Annotated in this window: 20 protein-coding genes; 7 read left to right on the forward strand and 13 right to left on the reverse strand. The window is 57.3% G+C overall.

Features of this window, described 5'->3' with window-relative positions:
- Positions 1-211: 211 nt before the first annotated feature.
- Positions 212-1,624 (reverse strand): CoA-binding protein, encoded by a 1,413-nt coding sequence (locus E0L15_RS04025; protein WP_168124633.1) that lies wholly within the window; start codon positions 1,622-1,624, stop codon positions 212-214.
- 1 nt (position 1,625) lies between these two features.
- Positions 1,626-2,843 carry an AsnC family transcriptional regulator gene (locus tag E0L15_RS04030; protein ID WP_087229018.1) on the reverse strand — a complete coding sequence of 406 codons (1,218 nt, stop codon included), beginning with the start codon at positions 2,841-2,843 and terminating at the stop codon, positions 1,626-1,628.
- 240 nt (positions 2,844-3,083) lie between these two features.
- On the opposite strand from E0L15_RS04030, the gene E0L15_RS04035 reads away from it, so the two are divergent.
- The 3 genes from E0L15_RS04035 to E0L15_RS04045 are packed head-to-tail and all read left to right on the forward strand — an operon-like array spanning position 3,084 to position 4,919.
- Entirely contained in the window at positions 3,084-3,404 is a 321-nt protein-coding gene (locus tag E0L15_RS04035; protein WP_087369657.1) for a PadR family transcriptional regulator, read from the forward strand.
- The gene (locus tag E0L15_RS04040; RefSeq protein WP_158099770.1) at positions 3,397-3,999 is read left to right on the forward strand and encodes a DUF1700 domain-containing protein; all 603 of its coding nucleotides are present in this window, start codon (positions 3,397-3,399) and stop codon (positions 3,997-3,999) included. The genes E0L15_RS04035 and E0L15_RS04040 overlap by 8 nt, the downstream gene beginning before the upstream one ends.
- The gene (locus E0L15_RS04045) at positions 3,996-4,919 is read left to right on the forward strand and encodes a DUF4097 family beta strand repeat-containing protein (RefSeq protein WP_168124634.1); all 924 of its coding nucleotides are present in this window, start codon (positions 3,996-3,998) and stop codon (positions 4,917-4,919) included. Before E0L15_RS04040 ends, E0L15_RS04045 begins: the two co-directional genes overlap by 4 nt.
- A gap of 43 nt (positions 4,920-4,962) precedes the next feature.
- Here the strand turns inward: E0L15_RS04045 and E0L15_RS04050 are convergent, their stop codons facing one another.
- The 4 genes from E0L15_RS04050 to E0L15_RS04065 form a co-directional block, all read right to left on the reverse strand.
- Entirely contained in the window at positions 4,963-7,182 is a 2,220-nt protein-coding gene (locus tag E0L15_RS04050) for an ATP-dependent RecD-like DNA helicase (RefSeq protein ID WP_168124635.1), read from the reverse strand.
- 20 nt (positions 7,183-7,202) lie between these two features.
- Positions 7,203-8,651 carry a cysteine--tRNA ligase gene (gene cysS / locus E0L15_RS04055; RefSeq protein ID WP_087229032.1) on the reverse strand — a complete coding sequence of 483 codons (1,449 nt, stop codon included), beginning with the start codon at positions 8,649-8,651 and terminating at the stop codon, positions 7,203-7,205.
- Between the two features lie 3 nt (positions 8,652-8,654).
- Complete coding sequence (epsC, locus tag E0L15_RS04060; protein ID WP_087390178.1) at positions 8,655-9,299, reverse strand: serine O-acetyltransferase EpsC; 645 nt, start codon at positions 9,297-9,299, stop codon at positions 8,655-8,657.
- A gap of 277 nt (positions 9,300-9,576) precedes the next feature.
- Positions 9,577-10,293 (reverse strand): hypothetical protein, encoded by a 717-nt coding sequence (locus E0L15_RS04065; RefSeq protein ID WP_168124636.1) that lies wholly within the window; start codon positions 10,291-10,293, stop codon positions 9,577-9,579.
- A 111-nt stretch (positions 10,294-10,404) separates the two neighbouring features.
- Here E0L15_RS04065 and E0L15_RS04070 point away from each other — a divergent pair, with 111 nt between their 5' ends.
- A complete protein-coding gene (locus E0L15_RS04070; protein WP_168124637.1) occupies positions 10,405-11,247 on the forward strand; it encodes a DegV family protein in 843 nt (280 codons plus the stop codon).
- 46 nt (positions 11,248-11,293) lie between these two features.
- Here E0L15_RS04070 and E0L15_RS04075 read toward each other — a convergent pair whose 3' ends face one another.
- From E0L15_RS04075 to E0L15_RS04100, 6 genes are all read right to left on the reverse strand, one after another.
- Positions 11,294-12,445 (reverse strand): S41 family peptidase, encoded by a 1,152-nt coding sequence (locus E0L15_RS04075; protein WP_168124638.1) that lies wholly within the window; start codon positions 12,443-12,445, stop codon positions 11,294-11,296.
- Between the two features lie 105 nt (positions 12,446-12,550).
- Positions 12,551-13,879, reverse strand: a complete 1,329-nt coding sequence (locus tag E0L15_RS04080) for a M23 family metallopeptidase (protein WP_168124639.1) — start codon at positions 13,877-13,879, stop codon at positions 12,551-12,553.
- 13 nt (positions 13,880-13,892) lie between these two features.
- Positions 13,893-14,783, reverse strand: coding sequence for a permease-like cell division protein FtsX (gene ftsX / locus E0L15_RS04085; RefSeq protein WP_087229047.1), 891 nt, complete (start codon positions 14,781-14,783; stop codon positions 13,893-13,895).
- The gene (ftsE, locus tag E0L15_RS04090) at positions 14,780-15,460 is read right to left on the reverse strand and encodes a cell division ATP-binding protein FtsE (protein WP_087229050.1); all 681 of its coding nucleotides are present in this window, start codon (positions 15,458-15,460) and stop codon (positions 14,780-14,782) included. Before ftsE ends, ftsX begins: the two co-directional genes overlap by 4 nt.
- Before the next feature lie 156 nt (positions 15,461-15,616).
- On the reverse strand, positions 15,617-16,708 hold the full coding sequence (locus E0L15_RS04095) for a helix-turn-helix domain-containing protein (RefSeq protein WP_087229054.1): 1,092 nt from the start codon (positions 16,706-16,708) through the stop codon (positions 15,617-15,619).
- A 136-nt stretch (positions 16,709-16,844) separates the two neighbouring features.
- Complete coding sequence (locus E0L15_RS04100; RefSeq protein WP_087390167.1) at positions 16,845-17,549, reverse strand: 16S rRNA pseudouridine(516) synthase; 705 nt, start codon at positions 17,547-17,549, stop codon at positions 16,845-16,847.
- 110 nt (positions 17,550-17,659) lie between these two features.
- Here E0L15_RS04100 and E0L15_RS04105 point away from each other — a divergent pair, with 110 nt between their 5' ends.
- Complete coding sequence (locus E0L15_RS04105) at positions 17,660-18,205, forward strand: DUF4830 domain-containing protein (protein WP_168124640.1); 546 nt, start codon at positions 17,660-17,662, stop codon at positions 18,203-18,205.
- 47 nt (positions 18,206-18,252) lie between these two features.
- On the opposite strand, the gene E0L15_RS04110 is transcribed toward E0L15_RS04105, so the two are convergent.
- On the reverse strand, positions 18,253-19,065 hold the full coding sequence (locus E0L15_RS04110) for a mechanosensitive ion channel family protein (RefSeq protein ID WP_168124641.1): 813 nt from the start codon (positions 19,063-19,065) through the stop codon (positions 18,253-18,255).
- A gap of 200 nt (positions 19,066-19,265) precedes the next feature.
- Here E0L15_RS04110 and E0L15_RS04115 point away from each other — a divergent pair, with 200 nt between their 5' ends.
- Both E0L15_RS04115 and E0L15_RS04120 read left to right on the forward strand, forming a co-directional pair.
- Positions 19,266-19,721 carry a hypothetical protein gene (locus E0L15_RS04115; protein ID WP_143482728.1) on the forward strand — a complete coding sequence of 152 codons (456 nt, stop codon included), beginning with the start codon at positions 19,266-19,268 and terminating at the stop codon, positions 19,719-19,721.
- A 32-nt stretch (positions 19,722-19,753) separates the two neighbouring features.
- Positions 19,754-20,269: a hypothetical protein gene (locus E0L15_RS04120; protein WP_143482151.1), complete on the forward strand. Its 516-nt coding sequence runs from the start codon at positions 19,754-19,756 to the stop codon at positions 20,267-20,269.
- Positions 20,270-20,325: the final 56 nt, after the last annotated feature.

The following is a 20,325-nucleotide window of genomic DNA, read 5'->3' on the forward strand; positions in this document are numbered from 1 at the left end:
AAGACAATCACCCGAACAAGGTAATTGTCTCATATAGGACGATGGAACGGCCACACCAAACACTGATTCGCCTTCATCTGTGCCAGCATGTCCATTCCCTCCCTTCTGTCTCGACTTTGTATCATATCAGATTGGAGGTGAAATAGCAATATAAAATAATTTCCATCCGCCCGGTGTGGGGCGGGAATGTTCCCGCCCCACACCGCTGAGGTTATGCCTTGTTTTTCTTGATTTGGCCGTATTTATACAGCGCAATCATGGCGTTGACTGCCTGCTCTGCCGTGGGATAGGCGGGGATGCCGTGGTCCCGCAGCTTCATGATGGCCTCTTGGCACTCCTCGCCGCCCTGACACTCCATGATAAAAGGCTTGCCCAGGTGCTTGTAGGTCTCGTGGATCTGGATGACCACGTCGGTGACCGCAGGCACATCGGTGACGGCAGTGGGACAGATGGAGCCCAGAATACCGTGCACGTTGGGGTCCCGGATGGCCTGGGTAAAGGCGCCCTTGTACTGGATGGGGGAGGCAGTGCCCGAGATGTCCACGGGGTTCAGGGGCGAGCCAAACATGGGCATGTAGGCCCGGATACGTCCGGCCAGACCCGGGGAGATCTCAGACAGCTCATGGAGGGGCAGGCCGCAGCGCTCGAAGTGGTCACAGCTGAGCAGGCCGGAGCCGCCGCCGTTGGTGATCATCACCAGATGGTCTCCCTTGGGGGTGGGCTGCATGCCCAGGGCCAGGGACACGTCCAGGAACTCCTGCCAGGTGGTGGCCCGGATGGCCCCCGCCCGCTCAAAAATCTCGTCATAGAAAGCGTCGGTGGTCCCGGCGTTCTCACTGGCGGTGTGGGCAAAAGCCGCCTTCTCGCCAATCTTGGAGCCGCCCACCTTGATGGTGACAATGGGCTTATCCACATGCTGGCAGGCGTCCACAAAGGCCTCGGGGCTGTCCAGGCCCTCGATGTAGATGGCCAGACACTTGGTGTTGGGGTCCCGCCCGGCGTAGGCCACGAACTCGCAGAAGTCCACGTCCGCCTTGTTGCCCAGGCCCACAAAGAAGCTCATGCCGAAGTGGTCCTTTTGAGAGGTGCCCAAAGCGGCCAGCAGATTGGCCCCCGACTGGGAGATCATGGCCACAGGGCCCTTGATGGGCAAATAGGGGATGAAACCGCAATTGAAGTTCAGGTAGGGGCTGCCCATGCCCACCAGGTTGGGGCCGATGAGGGGCAGCTGGTTGTCCCGGCAGTACTGGGTGAGCTGATTTTGCAGTTCACCTCGGCCAATCTCCTTAAAGGCGCTGGTGGCAATGACCACGATCTTCACCTTTTTGGCCACGCAGTCCTCCAGCACGGATTTGACAATGTGGGCGGGTACGGCCACGAACACCAAATCCACATCATAGGGAATGTCTTTGACGGTGGGGTAGGCAGGCAGGCCCTGCACCACGTTGCTTCTGGGGTTGACGGGGTACAGCTCTCCCTTGTAGCCCCAGCGGCGCAGCTCCTCAATGACCTTATAGCCCACCTTGGTGGGGTATCGGCTGGCGCCCACTACGGCAATGGACCGGGGATTCAGGGCATATTGCAGGTTCTCAATGACATATTCTCTGGCGCGCTCTACCTTCATGTCATTTCACCTCCTCATGATTGGAAAACTGGCACTTGACGCAGCTCTGAGCGGTGCGGTCCTGGAGAAAGTCGTCAGTGAAGACGCACTCCTCCCAATAGCCGTTCTGGTCGTCCAGACGGGCCACCCAGCGGCGGAACTGCCGGGGCGAGTCCGCCACCTTCACCTCCTCAATTTCTCCATAGCTCTCCAGCTTGGCCCGCAGGGCCTCGGGGTCGGTGAGCTGGTTGAAGGAGCTGAGCATCACGTCATAGAAGGAGTCGGAGAACTCCCAGATGTTGTTGAACTCGGGCATGTCGCTGAGCTCGTCCACCAGCTGGGCTTTCCGGTAGCTGGGCACATTCTGGAACATGCGCACCAGGTACATCTTCATGGACAGGCCCAGGCGCATGTGGTTGATGTAGATCATGGGCACGGCGATGCGGCGCTTGTCGCAGATCTCCACAAAGTCCGCCTTCATCTGGGCCCCGTCCAGGCCGCTGAGCCGCTCCAGCACGTCATAGTCGAACATATCCCCCACGGAAGCGGTGTTGTTGATGGCGTCGATGATGGCAAAGTCCGTCTTATCCAGGACGTCCTGGACCTCCAGCAGCTTGTCCACCTGCTCCTGGCCCCAGATGAACTTGCGGTAGCCGTCCCCATGGGCGTCCCACATGTTCACGTTGGACTCCCGCACGTCCCGGCGGATGGGACACAGGTGGACGTACTCCACCTCCGGCATGTCCCGCCAGGGCCCAATGACGTCGCTGAGCAGGTTATCCAGCACCCGCATGTGGTTTCCGTTGAAGTAGTCGAAGTCGCCGTTGGTCTCGTATCCGGTGCAGATGTCGTCCTTGTTCTGGAACCACTCGGATAGCTTGGCCTTCACCGCCGGGTCGGTGCCGTCCTTGAGCTTCACCACCCAGTAGTACAGGCCCCAGCCATACACTGCCACCGCCGGATTGTACACGAACATAATGGCGTGCTGGTCATACATCCGCTTGATTCTCTCCCCCACTTCCGCAGCCGGAATTCCAACTTTGTCCGAAATGTACTTTAAATTGAACACCTCGGGATAGTTCTGATAGAAGGACTTGGCCACGTTGTAGGCACTAAACTCTGCGCTGTCTGTGCTGACAATCCCTGGTTCTGTAAACCCAATGCCTCTGGGCGCATACCAATACTCACGCATCCACGCCTGATGCTGGTCGGAACCAAGGGTGTAGTGATTGTTTGACATACCGATCCTCCTCGTGTTGAAATTTTGACCTGTTTTCTACGGCAACCAGCCCATGGCTGGGTCATCTTCTGTGTGGGGCTGCGAGGATGAGAGAGTCATGTTCTGCCTGTCTTCTATTGTCAGTTTAGCACAATCATTTTTAATATTCAAGTATCGTTCCCGGTATAGTGCACAATTTCTAAATACCCCTTGACACGTAATACTATACGTGGCATAGTATTACGTGAAGGGAGGTATTCCATGGATATTCAGTTAAAGCGAGGGCTGCTGGACGTGTGTGTGCTGGCGGCCATCAAAAACGAGGATTCCTACGGCTATCAGATCATCAAAGACATGAAGCCCTATGTGGAGATCTCCGAGTCCACCCTGTACCCCATTTTACGACGTTTAGAAGGGGCCCAGCTGCTGACGGTACGAAAGGCCGAGCACAACGGCAGACTGCGCAAGTACTACCACATCACGCCCCAGGGGCTCCAGCGTCTGGAGGACTTCAAAGCCGAGTGGGATGAGATCGTATCCATCTACAAATTTATTGCAAGAGAGGGAGATGCGCATGAATAAGAAGGAATTTCTCGCCGCCCTTCGTGCGGGTTTAGCTGGATTGCCCGAGGCAGACGTGCAGCATTGGCTGGACTTTTACTCGGAAATCATCGATGACCGGATGGAAGAGGGCATGACAGAGTCTGAGGCAGTGGCGGATGTGGGTTGTGTACATGATATCGTAACTCAAATTCTCTCTGAGACACCGCTTCCTAAGTTGGTCCATGCCAAAGTAAAGCCCAAGCGGCCACTCAAAGCATGGGAAATTGTGTTGTTGGTCCTGGGCTCTCCGCTTTGGGTTCCGCTTCTCTTTGCGGGAGCACTTGTGGTTTTGGCCTGCTATGCGGTCCTCTGGGCCTGTATCATCACTCTGTACGCCGTGGACCTCACTGCTGCGCTGGGTGGGGTTGCACTGATCATCTCCGCTCTGTTCTACTTTCCCCCCAATCATGTTCTGTCCCAAATCTTTTTCGGCGGTACAGGACTGATGAGCGCAGGCATTGCTGTACTGTTATTTTTGGTCTCTGGCAAGGTAACTACATGGCTGCTCCGCCTGAGTAAAAAAGCGTTACTTGCAGTCAAGTTCCGTTTTGTGCAAAAGGAGGCTACTCTATGAAATTCACTCGAAAATTGGTGGTTCAGGTCGCTTTAGGTGTCACTGCCACAGGCTTTCTTTTATCCTTGGGTGCTCTGGCTGCCGCAAAGTTTGACCTTTCCCGTATAGACCCCCTGGCATCTCCCCACGTAACTTCACCCATGGGAGAGTCCGTCCCCAGCGCTGACGTAACCTCCAACGGCGAGAACGATAATTCTATTGGAATCGTCACCCAGACCGTGGCAGAGTCTTTTACCAACATCTCCGTGGATAGCGAAAATTGCGACGTACACCTCATCCCATCCCAGGAGGATACCTGCCAGGTGGAATATCCCACCCATCCAGAGATGACCTGTTCGGTGTCCGTACATGACGATACCCTGCAAATCGTGTTTGAGGATAACCGTATTTGGACGAACTTTATAAGTGCGTCCTTCCAGCCTATGGAGATCAATCTATATCTGCCCCAGACGCAGTACGAACATCTGGAACTGGAAACCGTCAGTGGAACTATGACAGTACCCGAAAGCTTCTCCTTCACCCAGTCCGATGTCCACACCACCAGTGGGGAAATCCAGTTCACAGCCCACAATTCCGAGGACCTCTCTTTGGAGTCCGTGAGCGGCAACATTTCCGTGAACGACGTCACACCTCAAGCTCTCAAGATTCACACCACCAGCGGAGATATCCACCTCTCTCAGGTCGTAACCGCTGGCCCATGTACCATTGACAGCATCAGTGGAGATGTGGAACTGAAGGATTGCGATGCTCCGGAGTTGACCATTGACACCACCAGTGGCGACGTGGAAGCCTCCCTGCGAAGCGGAAAGACCTTCTCCACCCAGACCGTCAGCGGAGACGTAGAGGTCCCCTCGGACAGTTCCGGCGGTTCGTGCAACATCAGCACCATTAGCGGAGACATCACCTGCACCATCCAATAACAAATGAAGGCCCCACGGCGTTTGCCGTGGGGCCTTCATTTCTTTATTCTTTTGTTCCCTGAATGAGGCGGGTACGCAGAGCGGAATACCGCCGGGTCTGACGGTCGTTTTTCACCATCTTTTCCAATAGCTCCGGGCTGCCTACCAAAATGAACAGCTCCTTGGCCCGGGTGATGGCGGTGTACAGCACCCCACGGGCCAACAGCGTGGACGGCACGTCCTGGAGGGCCAGAATCACCGCCCGGTACTCACTGCCTTGGGATTTATGTACCGTCACGGCATAGGCGGGCTCCAACTCGCCCAGCAGCTCCGGGGGATAGGCCACCAGGCGGCCATCAAAGGAGACGGTGACGCCACCGGCATCCACCTGCAAGATCTCCCCGATGTCCCCGTTGAACACGCCCAGGTCCTTCTCCCCGGTCTCCGGGTTCTCCCAGAACAGGTCGTAGTTGTTCTTCACCTGCATCACCCGGTCCCCCTCCCGGAAGATATAGGGACCGAAGGCCCGCTCCCCCTTCCCCTCCTGAGCCGGGTTGAGGGCCTGCTGGAGAGCTCGGTTGAGGGCGGCTGTGCCCGCCTCCCGGCGTCTCGTGGGGGACAGCACCTGAATTTGGCTGGGGGCAATCCCCATGTTCTGGGGCAGCCGCCGCTGGCACAGCTCCACAATGGTGTCCACCGTGCGCACCGCGTCCCCCCGCTTCATGCAGAAGAAATCCTTGCTGTGGTTGGTCAGGTCTGGCATGACCCCTTGGTTGACCCCGTGGGCGTTCATGACAATGGCGCTCTCTTGGGCCTGGCGGAAAATCTCGGTGAGAGCCACCCCCGGCACCACATGGCTGCGCAGGAGGTGATCCAGCACGTTGCCCGGTCCCACGGAAGGCAGCTGATCCGGGTCACCCACCAGTACCAGGCGGCAATCCCCCCGCATGGCGGCCAGCAGGGCGGACATTAGAGACATGTCCACCATGGAGGTCTCGTCCACAATGACGGCATCCACCCCCAGGGGGTCATCCTGGTTCTTGGTAAAGGCCAGCTGTCCGGTATAGGGGTCCATCTTGGTCTCCAACAGCCGGTGGATGGTGTAGGCGTCTTGGCCGCAGGTCTCGCTCATGCGCTTGGCTGCCCGCCCGGTGGGGGCGGCCAGAGCGGTCTCCAGCCCCAGGTGGTCAAAGAGGGCCAGCACCCCACGCAGAGAGGTGGTCTTACCCGTGCCAGGACCTCCCGTGAGGAGCATCACCTGGCGGCTTGCCGCCAGCTCCACAGCGTCCCGCTGCTGCTGGGCGTAGGTGATGCCCTGGCGGCGCTGGATGTCCTCCAGCAGCTGGTCCAGGTTGTGAGGCGGGGTGAGTTCCATGGTGCACATCTCGCTCAGGCGCATGGCCACATAGCACTCCGCCCCGTACAGCCCCGCCAAGTAGCAGGCGGTGACCCCGGCGATGCCCTCCCGCACCACCTCGCCCCGCTGGATGAGGGCTTCCAGCCCGGTGTCCAGGCACTCCCCCTCCACGCCGATGAGGGCGCCTGTGGCGGCCAGCAGCTTGTCCTGGGGGAGGAACACGTGGCCGTTGTCGGCGTTGTGCTCCAGCTCAAAGAGGAGGGCGGTCTCCACCCGCTGAGGGTCGTCCCCCGCCACGCCCAGCTCAATGGCCAGCTGGTCCACCTTGGAGAAGGGGATGTCCAGGCCACGGTCGGCCAGAAGATAGGGGTTATTCTGCACCATCTCCACCGCCAGGTCCCCGAACCGCTGGTAGAGGGGCATGGCGGCGGCCAGGGGCAGCTGGTGCTGGGTGAGAAATTCCGCCAGGTTCCGCATGCCCATCTGGGCCCGGAAGCCCTCGCTGATGGTGCGGGCCCGCTTGAGGCTCACCCCTCGGATTTGAGCCAACTCCTCCGGGGCATTCTCAATGATCTCCAGGGCCTGGGCCCCGAACTTATCCACAATCTGACGGGCCAGCCCCATCCGGATGCCCTTCACCGCCCCGGAAGCCAGGTATTCATAGATGGCCTTCTCCCCCACCGGCATGCGCCGATAGATGGCCTCGGCCTTGAACTGCTCCCCGTAGCTGGCATGGCGGCCCCAGCTACCCTCTAGCTCCAGGGTCTCCCCCGGGGCCACGCCGGGCATGCAGCCCACCACCGTCACCTCCCCCCGGTTGGGGGTGTCCAGGCGCAACACCGTGTAGCCGTTCTCCTCGTTACGGAAGAGGATGGCGGTGACGGTGCCCTCCAGGTGGTTGTGAGATTCTTGTTGGGTCTGGCTCACTCCCCGCCCCTCCTCTTGCTTCAAATTCGTCTCCAGCTGGCCCCGTTGGGCATGTCGGTGACCTCAATGCCCTGGGCCTTCAGCTCGTCCCGGATGCGGTCGGCCTCGGCAAAGTTCTTGGCCTTCTTGGCCTCGGCACGGGCCTTCACCAGCGCGTCAATGGCGGGGTCCCCCTCGCCGTGGATGGTGAACTCCCCAGAGGCGGCCTTCTGGGCCTGGGCCTGCTGGCTCTTGCGCAGCTCAGCGGCCTTATCCAGCAGGGAGAGGGAGAGCACCTGGTCAAAGTCGTTCAAAATAGCCAGACGGGTGGCGTCATTGGTCTTGGCCTTCAAAGCGTCGTAGAGGCAGGTGACGGCCATGGAGGTGTTCAGGTCGTTGCCCACCTGAGTCTTAAACTTGGTGCGGTACTCCTCCACCACAGCCTGGTCCACCTCGCCGTCCTCGGGCTTGAGGGCGGCAATCTTCTTCACCAGCTTCTGATAGGCGGTGGCGGCGTTGTCCAGGTTCTCCCAGGTGAACACCAGGCCCTTGCGGTAGTGGCTCTGGAGGCAGAAGAAGCGGTAGGCCAGGGGGTCATAGCCCTTCTCCTCCAGCAGGGAGACGGTGAGGAACTCGCCCTTGCTCTTGGACATCTTGCCGGAGTTGGTGTTCAGGTGGGCCACGTGGAACCACTGCTTGCACCAGGGGTGGCCGAAGTAGGCCTCGGACTGGGCAATCTCATTGGTGTGGTGGGGGAAGGCGTTGTCCACGCCGCCACAGTGCAGGTCCAGGTACTCGCCGTTGAACTTGGCGGAGATGCCCGAGCACTCAATGTGCCAGCCGGGATAGCCCACGCCCCAGGGAGAATCCCATTTCAGGGCCTGGTCCTCAAACTTGGACTTGGTAAACCAGAGCACAAAGTCGTTTTTGTTGCGCTTGTTCACATCCTCTTCCACGCCCTCCCGGACGCCCACGGCCAGGTCCTCCTCGTCGTGGTCGTTGAACACATAGTAGTGGTCCAGCTTGGAGGTATCGAAGTACACGTTGCCGCCGGCAAAGTAGGCGTACCCCTTCTCCATGAGGGTCTCCACCATATGGATGAACTCGTCAATGAGGCCGGTGGCAGGCTGCACCACGTCGGGGGTCTTGATGTTCAGCTTGCGGCAGTCGTCAAAGAAGGCGTCGGTGTAGAACTGGGCGATCTCCATGACGGTCTTGTGCTCCCGCTTGGCGCCCTTGAGCATCTTGTCCTCGCCAGTGTCCGCATCGGAGGCCAGGTGTCCCACGTCGGTGATGTTCATCACCCGGTTCACGTCATACCCCTCCCAGCGCAGGTACTTCTCCAGCACGTCCTCCATGATGTAGGAGCGCAGGTTGCCGATGTGGGCAAAATGGTACACGGTGGGGCCGCAGGTGTACATCTCCACACGGCCAGGGGTGTGGGTCTGAAATTCGTCCTTCTTACGGGTGGCGGAATTGTATAGATACATGGTTTACTTCTCCTTTTTCATCTGGTTTACCTGTTTTTCCAGCAGCTCAACCCGAGCCGCCAGGGTTCCCAACTTTTCCAAAGTGGGGTTTTTCACGCTGGTCTGGTCCACCGTATCGGTATAGTTGACCTTTTCCCCGCGGACCCGCACCACCTGGGCAGGGACACCCACGGCGGTGGCATGGTCGGGAATCTCGGTGAGCACCACTGCATTGGCGGCAATGCGGGAGCCGTCTCCCACGCGGAAGGGGCCCAACACTTTTGCCCCGCAGGAGATCATCACATTGTTGCCAATGGTGGGGTGGCGTTTGCCGCAGTCCTTGCCGGTACCGCCCAGAGTGACCCCGTGGTAGATGAGGCAGTCGTCTCCCACCTCGGCAGTCTCGCCGATGACGATTCCCATGCCGTGGTCAATGACCAGGCGGCGGCCCAGCTTGGCCCCAGGGTGAATCTCGATCCCCGTCCAGAACCGGCTCCACTGGGACACCAACCGGGCCAGGAATTTCAGGTGGTGCACATAGAGGAAATGGGCCAGACGGTGATAGAGCACCGCGTGGACGCCGGGATAGAGCAAAAAGATCTCCAGACGGCTCCGGGCCGCCGGGTCCCTGGCTTGGTAAGCACGCAACGTTTCTCCCAATCGGGTCAAAACGATTCCTCCTCTCCTGCGGATAGACCCATGAAACAAAAACGCCTCTCATACCACCAGGGTATGAGAGGCGATGGTCTCGCGGTTCCACTCTCGTTTGTCACTCAAAGGCCGTCACGTGGCCTGGCCGGAGGGCATCTACATCCCCCTCGCTCCCGCTTGCACTTCACGCACGCTTCCCCCGAGCCCTGCTTTCAGCCGCTGACAAGGCCTCTCTGACGGATTTCACACACGCTACTCAAATGCGTTCACAGCGATATTTACTTACCTCAGTATATTACCACGGCCCCTCTGGGGTGTCAAGGCTCGTAACCGCCAAATCCTCCCCCCGGATCTCCCCTCGCTCCCACAACACCGCCAACAGCGGCTCTTCCATCTCCTCCGGCAGGTCCAGTCCCAGAGCGGTGAGGCGCAGGCCGTCCAGGCGGCAATCCCCGTACACCTCCAGGCACCGTCCCCACCGGGGGCCGCCGGGGGAAAAGGCCACCGTCACCTCCGCCCCCGCCGCAGCTGGAGCCACCGGGAGGCCGTACTGGCCGTGGAGCCACCGGGCGTAGTCCTCCCCTTCCCCTGGCACCTGGATGAGCAGCCCCTTGACCTGTGGGCACAGACGCTGGGCGGTGCGCTGCAAGGGGATGGTGAGGCGCTGGGCCACCAGGGCCACCCGCCCCTCTCCTGGGGGAATGCCCAGCTCAGCCAGAGCCCCCAGGGCCAACTGGTCCGCCTGGGCCTGGTACAGAGGCTCCACCTCAATTCCGACAAAGCCCGCCTCCTGGAGGCTCCAGGGGCAGTTCTGAGGCCAGATCACCTGGCGCACCCCCGCCTGGTACAGGGCACGCACTGCCCGCCGCATCCGCCGCCGTTTCCGCCACATACCCATGGAGGGTGGGGCGCACACCGTCACGGTCAGCACAGGCAGCGTCCCATAATAGTGCAGGTCACTGCTCCCCCGCCCCTTCTCTTCCCTCCAGATCAGCCGACCCACCGCTGCCACATCCGCCACCTACTTCCAAAACCCGGAACTGCACCATTGATTTCACCCCGGATTGATGATAGAATACAGGGGTATTCTAAGAACCATACTTATGACGATGGAGGACTCTCTATGTCTATTAAAATCACCGCTGACAGCACCTGCGATCTGCCCCAGGCCCTGTTGGAGAAATACCAGATCACCATTGTGCCCCTCTATGTGAATCTGGACGGGGTGGTGCATCGGGACGGCGTGGACATCGTCCCCGAGCAGATTTTCGACCACGTGGCCGCCGGAGGCAACCTGCCCACCACAGCCGCCATCAACATCGCCGATTACACCGAGATCTTCGCCCCTCTGTCCGCCCAGTATGACGCGGTCATCCACATCAACATCAGCCAGGACTTCTCCTCCTGCCACCAGAATGCGGTTCTGGCCGCTGGGGAGTTTGACAACGTGTTTGTGGTGGACTCCCGCAACCTCTCCTGTGGCCACGGCTTTGTGGTACTGGAGGCCGCTCTGGCCGCCGCTCGGGGAGAAAAGGTGGAGGACATTCTGCCCTATCTGGAGCGCCTCACCTCTCGGGTGGACACCACCTTCGTGGTGGACAAGCTGGACTACCTGGCCAAGGGCGGCCGCTGCTCCGCCGTGGCGGCGCTGGGCGCCAACTTGCTCAAGCTCAAGCCCTGTATCCAGGTCTCGGATGGCAAGATGGGCGTGGCCAAGAAGTACCGGGGCAACTGGGATAAGGTGCTGCTGGACTACGTAAAAGAGCGGGTGTCCGACCCCACGGGCATCAATCGGGACCGCATCTTCCTGGTACATACCCGGTGTGACCAGGGGGTGGTGGAGTCGGTCCGGGCCGCCCTGGTGGGCTACGGCTTCCAGGACATCTACGAGGCCACCGCCGGATGCACCATCTCCAGCCACTGTGGCCCCAATACCCTGGGCATCATCTTCCTGCGCAACGAATAAGCATAAAAAAGGACCATCCACGGACAAATCCGTGGATGGTCCTTTTTTATTTCAGCAACAAGTCAATGGCAGCTTGCAACTGGTTGTCGGTGCCGCTGTCGTCCAGAGACAGCTCCACATCGGGCTGAATGCCCTCCCCGATGAGGGAGTGACCGCCGCCGGTACAGTAGGCGGACACAGACAGGCCCAAGCCGCCCCCGTTGACCAGGGGGAAGGTGAGCTGGGCGTAGCCCTTGCCGGAGGTCACCTCGCCCACAATGGGGGCCTGGACACTCTCCCGCAGCTGGGCGGCAAACAGCTCGGCGGCAGAGTAGCTGTTGGCATCCACCATCACCACCATGGGCAGGTCCACACAGGAGGCGTCGGACTCATACACCGTCTCCTTGCCCCACCGGGGCCGCTCGGTAAAGACGGGGCCTTCCGGGAGCAGGTAGTCCAGGGCGGCGATGAGCTCGGCCACATAGCCGCCGGGATTGCTGCGCACGTCCAGCACCAGGCTGGTGGCCCCCTGGTCCATGAGGCTCTGCACCTCTCGGCTCAGGGAAGAGGCCGCCCCGGAGTAGAAGTTATCCAGGCGCACATAACCCACGCCGTTATCCAGCAGCTTGCTGCTCACCGAGTCGCTTTTCAGGGTCTGGCGGGTACAGGTCACCGTGCGGGTGGTCCCGTCCTCTCCCAACAGGGTCAGCTCCACCTGGGTGCCCTCTTCCCCCGCAATCATATCCGTGGCCTCATAGCGGGCATCTCCAGCCACTGACGTGCCATCCACATGGGTGATGACATCCCCAGCCTTGACCCCGGCCTGCTGAGCGGGGCCCTCCTCGGTGACCTCCTGCACCAGCAAGCCATCCTCCCGGTCATAGCTGACGGTGACACCGATGCCCACATAGTTGTTGGCCCGGCTCTGCAAGGTGTTCTGGTAGCTCTCCGGGTCCAGGTAGTAGGACCAACGGTCTCCCAGCCCTTCCACCATGCCGTCCAGAGCACTATCCACCGCCTTGGACAGGTCTGCATCCGTCTCCACAAAGGAGAACTTGGCCAGCAGATATCCCTGCATCAGGGCGATGCCATCCTTGCCAAACACCACCACAGCGGCTCCTGCCACGGCTCCCAGTGTCAGCACCAGAGTCAGTACCACCGCTATGACGATCTTCGCCCAACCGGGAAATCGGCGGCGCTTTTTTTGTTGTTCCTCCATGTGATAACCTCCTTGGCCTATGCTTATGCGGGACCATACCCCCACATTTCAAAAAAGAACCAGGGGGTGCAGAACCAGTCTGCACCCCCTCAGAGAAATCATACTTTACAGCCCACTGAAGCTCAGGTTGGGATAGAGATCCAGGGCGCTGGCGCGCTGGCCGTTGATACGCAGCTCAAAGTGCAGGTGGTTACCGGTGGAGCTGCCAGTGGTGCCCACGTAACCAATCACCTGACCGGCAGACACAGACTCACCCACACTGACGCTGGGTGTGCTCTGCATATGAGCGTACAGAGTGGCATAGCCATCTCCATGGTACACAATGCAGTAGTTACCGTAACTGCTGCCGGCACTCTCAGGCACCACAGTGGTCACCACACCGTCCTTGGCACACTGGATGGGGGTACCGCCGGGAGCGGGAACATCGGTGCCGGTATGGGTCTCCCACACACCAGTGATGGGATGATAACGACCGCCGAACACAGAGGAGATGTAATAGTAGCCAGGCAGAGGCCAATACCAGTTACCAGAGGGGTCCACCACGGGGTTGCTGCTGCCGCCACCGGAGTTGCCTCCACCACCAGTACTGCTACCGCCACCAGTGTTGCCACCATTGCTGGGAGGAGCGGGCGTGGGGGTGGGCTTGGGCTTCTTGGCCTCTTCCAGCTGTTGCCGATACTTCTCCTGGGCCTCAGCTAGATCCGCCTCAATCTGCTTCTGTTCAGCCTCCAGTTTAGCTTCCTCACTGTCGTAGCTGTTCTCATCCTCCAGCAGCTGCTGATAGTACTCGTCCGCCTCTTTCTTCTGGCTGTTCAAATCAGCCTTGGCGGTCTCCAGCTGGCTCTGGGCAGCTGCCTGCTCATCCCGGGCGCTCTGCAGATCATCCCGGGCCTGGGCCAGATCTGCCTGGGTCTGCTCCAGCTGGGTGATGATCTTATCGTTGTAGTTCATGATGTCGGTGACCAGCATCATGTAGTCCAGCAGCTCCGAAAAGCTGGAGGCCTGGAAAATGATAGAGATAAAGGAGGCGCCGCCGTTCTCTTCCATCCAGCGGGTCTGGGTGTAGAACTCGTCGTACTGCTGGTCCTCCTGCTCCTCCAGCTTGGTGATCTCGGCCTTTTTGTCCTCGATCTGCTGGTCATAGCTGTCCAGCAGCTTCTGGCTCTCGCCGATCTGCTGCTCGGTGAGGAGGATTTGCTCCTGGAGCAGAGCCAGCTTCTCTTGCGTGGCCTCCTTGTCGTCCTGAATGGCATCCAGCTTCTTTTGCAGCTCAGACCGCTGTCCCTGGACATCTTGGAGGCTGCTCTTGTAGTTGTCAATGTCTTGCTGTGTCACGGCTGCGCCAGCCAACGTGGTCATGGCGGGCATGAGCACGGACAACAGCATGACCACAGCCAGAAGCAACACCATGACTCGGATTCCTGTTTTTTTCATCATGACACTCCTTTTACACACGCAGGAAGCGGCGGATAGCCAAGCCAGAGCCGCACACACCAATGAGGACACCTGCCAGGGCAAAGACCCCCAGCACCCAATACCAAACCGCCCCGAAGGTCACCGGAATGACGATGGTAGCGGCACTGCTGGTCATCACCGCTTTGTACACCCCGGCGTAAATGCCCCACTGGGCAAAGAAGGCCAACAGGGCGCCAAACAGGCCCAACAGCATACCTTCAATGACGAAGGGCCAGCGGATGAAGCTGTCGCTGGCACCGCACATCTTCATGATGGCGATCTCCTCCCGGCGGGCAAAAGCCGCCAGGCGTACCGTATTGGCAATGATAAACAGGGAGATGGCCGCCAAAATGCCGATCAGAATGCCTGCCACAGCGGTGGCCACATTTCGCACGGTGATAAATGCGTCGGTCAAATCCTGCTCCGCCCGGTGATCTGCCACCCCTTCCAGGGCGGACACCTCATCCACGGTCTGGGAGAACTTCTCCAGATCATAGACGTGGATGACCAAGCGGTCCCGGAACACCTCGTCGGGCATGTTCACAAACATCTCCTCGGTGCGGCCTCCCAGGTATTCCTCCTTGGCCTGTTCCCGGCTGACAAACTCCACCGAGGCCACGTTGTCGATCTGTTTGACCTTGGCCTCCAGCTCGGTAATCTGTTCATCGGTATAGTTCTCGTCGATGTAGGCGTAAAAGACGTTTTCACTCTCCAGCTGGCTCATCACCTGGTCGGCGTTCAGGGCCAGCAAACTAAAGGAGCCCATGATAATGAGGCAAGCCACAATCATGCACACAGCGGCAAAGGACATCAGCCCGTGGGAGAAGATGCTGTGAAATCCCTCGCTGATAAAATATCCAAGGTTGGTTCGCCGTTTTCTCATAGTTTGTAGTAGCCTCCCTCTTCATCGCTGATGAGTTCTCCGTTTTGGATGGCCACCACACGCTTGGAGAAATGATTGACAAGGCCTCGCTCGTGGGTGACCACCAGCATGGTGGTGCCCATGGAGTTGATGCGCTCCAGCAGAGTCATGATTTCCAGGGAGCGCTGGGGGTCCAGGTTTCCGGTGGGCTCGTCGGCGATGATCATCTGGGGATTGTTCACCAAGGCTCGGGCAATGGCCACACGCTGCTGCTCGCCGCCGCTCATCTCGTTGGGGTAGGCTTTTGCCTTGTCGCTCAAGCCCACCAGGTCCAGTACGTAAGGAATGCGCTTTCTCATCTCCCGGTTGGTGGCGCCGATGATGCGCATGGTAAATTCCAGGTTGCCCCACACCGTCTTTTTGTCGATGAGTCGGAAGTCCTGGAAGATGACACCCAGGGTGCGGCGCATCTTGGGAATCTGGCGGCGCTTGATGGTGCTGAGGTTGTAACCATTTACCATCACGCGTCCCTTGGTGGCAAATTCTTCCGCCGTCAAAAGCTTGATGATGGTGGATTTACCTGAGCCGGAAGGCCCCACCAGAAAAGCGAATTCTCCGTCATCTATCCGTAAATTCAGTCCTTTTATGGCTTTTGTGCCGTTGTCATATTCTTTATAAACGTCCACCATTCGTATCATGGAATTGACCTCTCCGTAGTAACTATTTGTAACCATTTGTTACACATATCTTTTTTCATTATATACTGCCCTTTGACCTGTGTCAACAATTTATGCCCATATATGTAAATAGGAAAAGAGCACCTGGAACCAGGTGCTCTTTGAACGGGTGACAAATTAGGACTCAATTCCCCGGGAAACCAGATACTTTTTGACCATCAGGGCCACCTTGAAGGTGATGGCGTCGTCAAACTCTCTCAGGTCCAGGCCGGTGAGCTTTTTGATCTTTTCCAGTCGATAGACCAAGGTGTTGCGGTGGACAAACAGCTTACGGGCGGTCTCGGAGACGTTGAGGTTGTTCTCAAAGAACTTGTTGATGGTGAACAGGGTCTCCTGGTCCAGGGCATCAATGGGGTTCTTCTTAAAGACCTCTTGCAGGAACATCTCACACAGAGTGGTGGGCAGCTGATAGATCAGACGGCCGATGCCCAGGTTCTCATAGTTGATGATGGAGCGCTCGGTGTCAAACACCTTGCCCACCTCGATGGCCACCTGGGCCTCCTTATAGGAGCGGGCCAGATCCCGGACATGGCCCACCACGGTGCCCATGCCCACAACGGTCTTGATTCCCAGCTCCCGCAGCAGGGTCTCCTGGATGTTCTGGGCGATCTTGTACACGTCCCGGGCGTCGGTGTGCTCGCTGAGCTGCTTGACCAGGGCCACGTCGGTCTCGCTGAGGGAGAGGACGAAGTCGGTCTGACGGTCGGGGTACAGGTTGGTCATCACATCCACGGCGGACACGTCGGGCACACCCAGCTGGCGCACTAGCAGGACCACCCGGGGCACCTCGGAGACAAAGTGCAGCTCCTTGGCCCGGACATAGATGTCGCCCAGGAGGATGTTGTCGGACAGGATGTTCTTGACAAAGGTAGCCTTGTCGTGCTTCTCCTCATAATAGGTCTTGGCACCGTTGAGCGCGATGGTGGCCATGGCGCACATGGTGGCAGCCTGCTCATCTTCGCCCCGGACAAAGGCGGCATAGTCAAACTGACCATTCCAACCGGACATGGCCTTAAAGGTGAAGCCATTGCTCACCACCATGTTGTCCCCTTCGGCAGCCAACAGTGCGGGTACATTCCCCCACTTCTCACCAATGTAAGCCAATTCGTTACATGCCAGTACGGTGCCCTGCTCGTCGATGACTCCGATGGCTCGGTCGGAGCAATCCTTCATCTGGAGAACGATGCTCTGGAAAATGCGGCTGGACATTGCGCAATCCCCTTTCCTGGCAGTTTGACGCTTCCCACTGCCTTGTTTATTTTCACAAATGATATTATATCGGTTTGTCCCGCCGACTTCAATAGTTTTTTTTAATTTTTTTGGTGATATTGCCATAACTTTCGTCTCATTGACGGAAAAGCTCTTGCAATTCCTCCTGGGTTAGTGCTCTCCAACCACCTTTATCCAGTTGCGGGTCCAGCTGGAGGGGCCCAAACCTTATGCGTTTTAGATAAGATACCGGTTTCCCACGGGCTGCCATCATCCGCTTAATTTGGTGATATTTTCCCTCTCGGATAGTGATATAAGCCGAAGTATTCCCTTCTAGAAGTTCCAATTTTCCAGGCAGGCACTGGTATCCATCCCGCAATACAATGCCCTGGGACACCGCCTCCACGTCCTGTTGGTCCAGAATTCCGTCCACTTCCACGTAGTACACTTTGTCCACATGGCGCTTGGGGGCGAGCAGACGATGGGCCAGCGGTCCGTCGTTGGTCATGAGCAGCAATCCCTCCGTGTCCTTGTCCAGCCGTCCCACGGGAAACAGCCCCATGGCGGGATAGGGGTCTGGGAGCAGGTCCAGCACGGTTTTCTCCTCCCGGTCCTCCGTGGCGGACACCACCCCGGCAGGCTTATGCAGCATCAGATACACCGGTCCCGCCGCTCCGATGGAAGTGCCGTCCACCGCCACCAGGGCGTCCTCTTCCACCTTCTGGTCAATGCTGCGGCACACCTGGCCCTGCACCTGCACCCGGCCCGCCCGAATGAGCTCCCTTGCCTCCTTCCGGCTCCACCGTCCTGTGGATGCCAGCCGCTTGTCCAATCGCTCCATATCCCTTCTCCTTTTCCTTGTGTGGTATGGTTGTAGAAATTGTATCATATTTTCCCGGGAAAATACATATCCATCCTGTGTATGAGTCCATGAAGACGGGAGGAATCAACATGCTCATTGTCACGGCTCGCATTCCCCGGCGCCGACTGATGGCGGGGGGCGTCAGTGTTCTGTGCTGCTGTCTGGTGCTGGTGGTGGCACTGGTTCTGAGTCTCAATGGGGGAGCAGTGCCCACCTCAGCCTCTGTGTCGGGGATGAAGGACAACTCGGCCCGGGTCACCTATCTCCAGCAACGGGGCTGGACGGTGGGAGACCAGGCAGTTTCCACCCAAGAACTGCTCATCCCGGACACCCTGGATGAGAGTTATGATTCCTATCAGACCTTGCAGCGTCAGCAGGGCTTTGACCTGGAGAACTACTGCGGCCAGCGGGTCCAGCGGTACGTCTATCCGATCTCCAACCATCCCACCGGGCGGTCGGATGTGCAGGCAGTGCTATTGGTGTGTGACGGGACCTTGATTGGGGGACACATTCAGGCCGCTGACGGCAGCTTTGTCAGCACCTTGGACTTCCCCGCCGCATCGGCGGCCCCGTCTGCCGCGCCGTCCCCTGTGCCTTCTTCTGCTCCCTCTCCTGCTGCCTCCGCCACCATTTAGACGAAAATGGGCCTGTGGTGTTCCACAGACCCATTTTGCTGTTTCCTTCAGTTTTTCATCATGTGCACGTTCAGGTGTGGATAGGTCATCTCAATGTTGTTGGCATCAAAGGCGGGCTTGATGGCCTCCATCAGATCGTAGTGCACCGTCCAATAGTCCTCATTGGCGCACCAGACCCGGATGATATACTCGATGGCGCTGTCCTGATAGTTGTTCACCCGCACCATGATGGGCTTCTCTCGGTCCACCAGGGGGTTGTCCTCCACCACTTTGGACAACACCTGTTTCACCTGTTCGGTGGGTGCATCATAGGAGGCGGTGACTTTGATCTCCACCCGGCGGTGGGTCTGGCTGGAGTAGTTGATCACATTGGAACCCACAATGGTGCTGTTGGGCAGCTGGATGAGCTTGTTGTCCACGCTGGTGAGCTTGGTATAGAACAGGCCAATCTCATACACGGTGCCGGAGCAATTGCCCGCGTCCACGTAGTCCCCCACCTTGAAGGGCTTGGAGGCCAACAGCTGGAGGCCGGCAAACACGTTGGACAGGAAGTTCTGGATGGACAGGGACAGTGCCAAGCCTGCCACAGAGAGCAGGGCCACAAAGGAGGTGACTGGAATCTCCAGACAGCTCATGAGGACAATGGCCGCCACCGCCAGCAGCAGAATCTTGATGGAAGTGCGGACCAGGGTCTTGATGGTCTCGTCTGTGGGAAGACGGCCCAGCATTCGGTCCACCAATTTCATGATGATCTTGATGGCGATCAAGCTGACCACAACCACCGGCACGATGATCAGAATCTTCCCCACGGCAAAGTCCGCCAACTGGCTCAGCAATTCCGTGAGATTGTTCCATGGCATAAGCAACCCTCGTTTCTATTTATTATATAATCATATTACCATAGACAAAGGGTATCCTCAATGAAAAATACACCAAACTAATCCTACCCTTTCTTTCACTTTTTGAATTTCTAGAGAAAGATTTTCTAAGGAGTGTATACAAAATTCAGGTTCTTGATTGAAGTAAATCTTCCAATATGGTAAACTGGAGGTGCATAGAAATGTTTATTACCATCTATACAAAGGAGATGAGAATATATATGAGATTAGGAAAAAAAAGCTATCATCAAAACAACCCAAAACGTAATCAGCACAAAAGACATTCTTTTATTACTTCAGATTTTAGGCCCACTACTTCTCTAAGAAACGCAGAGGTATCTGTATCCCATTCCTCCCCAACCATCCGTACTTCCTCCACAACACCAGACTTTAAAATCGTTTCTACCTCTAGCCAAAATAAAAAGCCTCGCTATATCGTCTTTCAACATAACGCTGAGCTTTATGTTGGGCGACAGTCTGGGAAAACTCTACGTGATATCACACGATTTACCGCTGAAACACCTGCTCAACTGGCTGGAAGTGAAGTTGTTATCAAGCGCAAAGGTATGTCTCGTGTAGAAGTTGCTAGTATTGTAAACGCAATGTCCAACCCCAACATGGACACATATGACAGCTGATTCTATCTCTATACGAAAGATGATGATTTACTATGACTGTTAAAAAAAAGGATACAAGAAGTTTGATAGATACCAAAAATTTAGAGTATTCTCGTAATCACCTAAACCGTGATCGAGAATATGTCAAACTGCTCCAACATTATGTAAATAATCAGCGCCGTACGGATATATCTCAACTTATTCTTAAAATTTTCTTTTTTTTGATTGTATGTAGTACCTATGTTATCACAATTTATTTTGGAGGGCAGACAATTTTAAATGTTTCCAAAAAAGAAAATATTTCTTTGGCCGATCTAGGTGCTGCTCTCACAGGTCTGGCTAGCATACTAAGTGTTATCATTATACTTCCTAGTAAAATCGCAGAACATCTGTTCCCTTCCGGTGGTGATCAAAGCAGCACCGACTTTATACAGTCCATGCAAAGTTATGATTTGTCCAAAAGTAGTTCTCAAAAATATCTATCGGATGAAAGCGACCTAGTGATACAGGTTCCTGAATCTACCAAGAATGGTCTAGCAACACCTGACCCGGATTCTTCCTCAGATTGATGTTCTCTTTTCACCCGTGTTGTTGCAATCATGTTTCAAAATGGAAAGTTTAAAAT

The sequence above is a fragment of the Pseudoflavonifractor sp. SW1122 genome (genome assembly GCF_012027765.1).
In the GTDB taxonomy this organism is placed as follows: domain Bacteria; phylum Bacillota; class Clostridia; order Oscillospirales; family Oscillospiraceae; genus Enterenecus; species Enterenecus faecium.

Coding starts and splice junctions, on each gene's coding strand:
- E0L15_RS04075 (WP_168124638.1), bottom strand. CDS start 12,445: ATGGAGGAACAACAAAAAAAGCGCCGCCGATTTCCCGGTTGGGCGAAG.
- E0L15_RS04105 (WP_168124640.1), top strand. CDS start 17,660: ATGCTCATTGTCACGGCTCGCATTCCCCGGCGCCGACTGATGGCGGGG.
- E0L15_RS04035 (WP_087369657.1), top strand. CDS start 3,084: ATGGATATTCAGTTAAAGCGAGGGCTGCTGGACGTGTGTGTGCTGGCG.
- E0L15_RS04025 (WP_168124633.1), bottom strand. CDS start 1,624: ATGAAGGTAGAGCGCGCCAGAGAATATGTCATTGAGAACCTGCAATAT.
- E0L15_RS04120 (WP_143482151.1), top strand. CDS start 19,754: ATGACTGTTAAAAAAAAGGATACAAGAAGTTTGATAGATACCAAAAAT.
- E0L15_RS04110 (WP_168124641.1), bottom strand. CDS start 19,065: ATGCCATGGAACAATCTCACGGAATTGCTGAGCCAGTTGGCGGACTTT.
- E0L15_RS04115 (WP_143482728.1), top strand. CDS start 19,266: ATGTTTATTACCATCTATACAAAGGAGATGAGAATATATATGAGATTA.
- E0L15_RS04080 (WP_168124639.1), bottom strand. CDS start 13,879: ATGAAAAAAACAGGAATCCGAGTCATGGTGTTGCTTCTGGCTGTGGTC.
- ftsE (WP_087229050.1), bottom strand. CDS start 15,460: ATGATACGAATGGTGGACGTTTATAAAGAATATGACAACGGCACAAAA.
- E0L15_RS04045 (WP_168124634.1), top strand. CDS start 3,996: ATGAAATTCACTCGAAAATTGGTGGTTCAGGTCGCTTTAGGTGTCACT.
- E0L15_RS04070 (WP_168124637.1), top strand. CDS start 10,405: ATGTCTATTAAAATCACCGCTGACAGCACCTGCGATCTGCCCCAGGCC.
- E0L15_RS04030 (WP_087229018.1), bottom strand. CDS start 2,843: ATGTCAAACAATCACTACACCCTTGGTTCCGACCAGCATCAGGCGTGG.
- cysS (WP_087229032.1), bottom strand. CDS start 8,651: ATGTATCTATACAATTCCGCCACCCGTAAGAAGGACGAATTTCAGACC.
- E0L15_RS04100 (WP_087390167.1), bottom strand. CDS start 17,549: ATGGAGCGATTGGACAAGCGGCTGGCATCCACAGGACGGTGGAGCCGG.
- E0L15_RS04040 (WP_158099770.1), top strand. CDS start 3,397: ATGAATAAGAAGGAATTTCTCGCCGCCCTTCGTGCGGGTTTAGCTGGA.
- ftsX (WP_087229047.1), bottom strand. CDS start 14,783: ATGAGAAAACGGCGAACCAACCTTGGATATTTTATCAGCGAGGGATTT.
- E0L15_RS04095 (WP_087229054.1), bottom strand. CDS start 16,708: ATGTCCAGCCGCATTTTCCAGAGCATCGTTCTCCAGATGAAGGATTGC.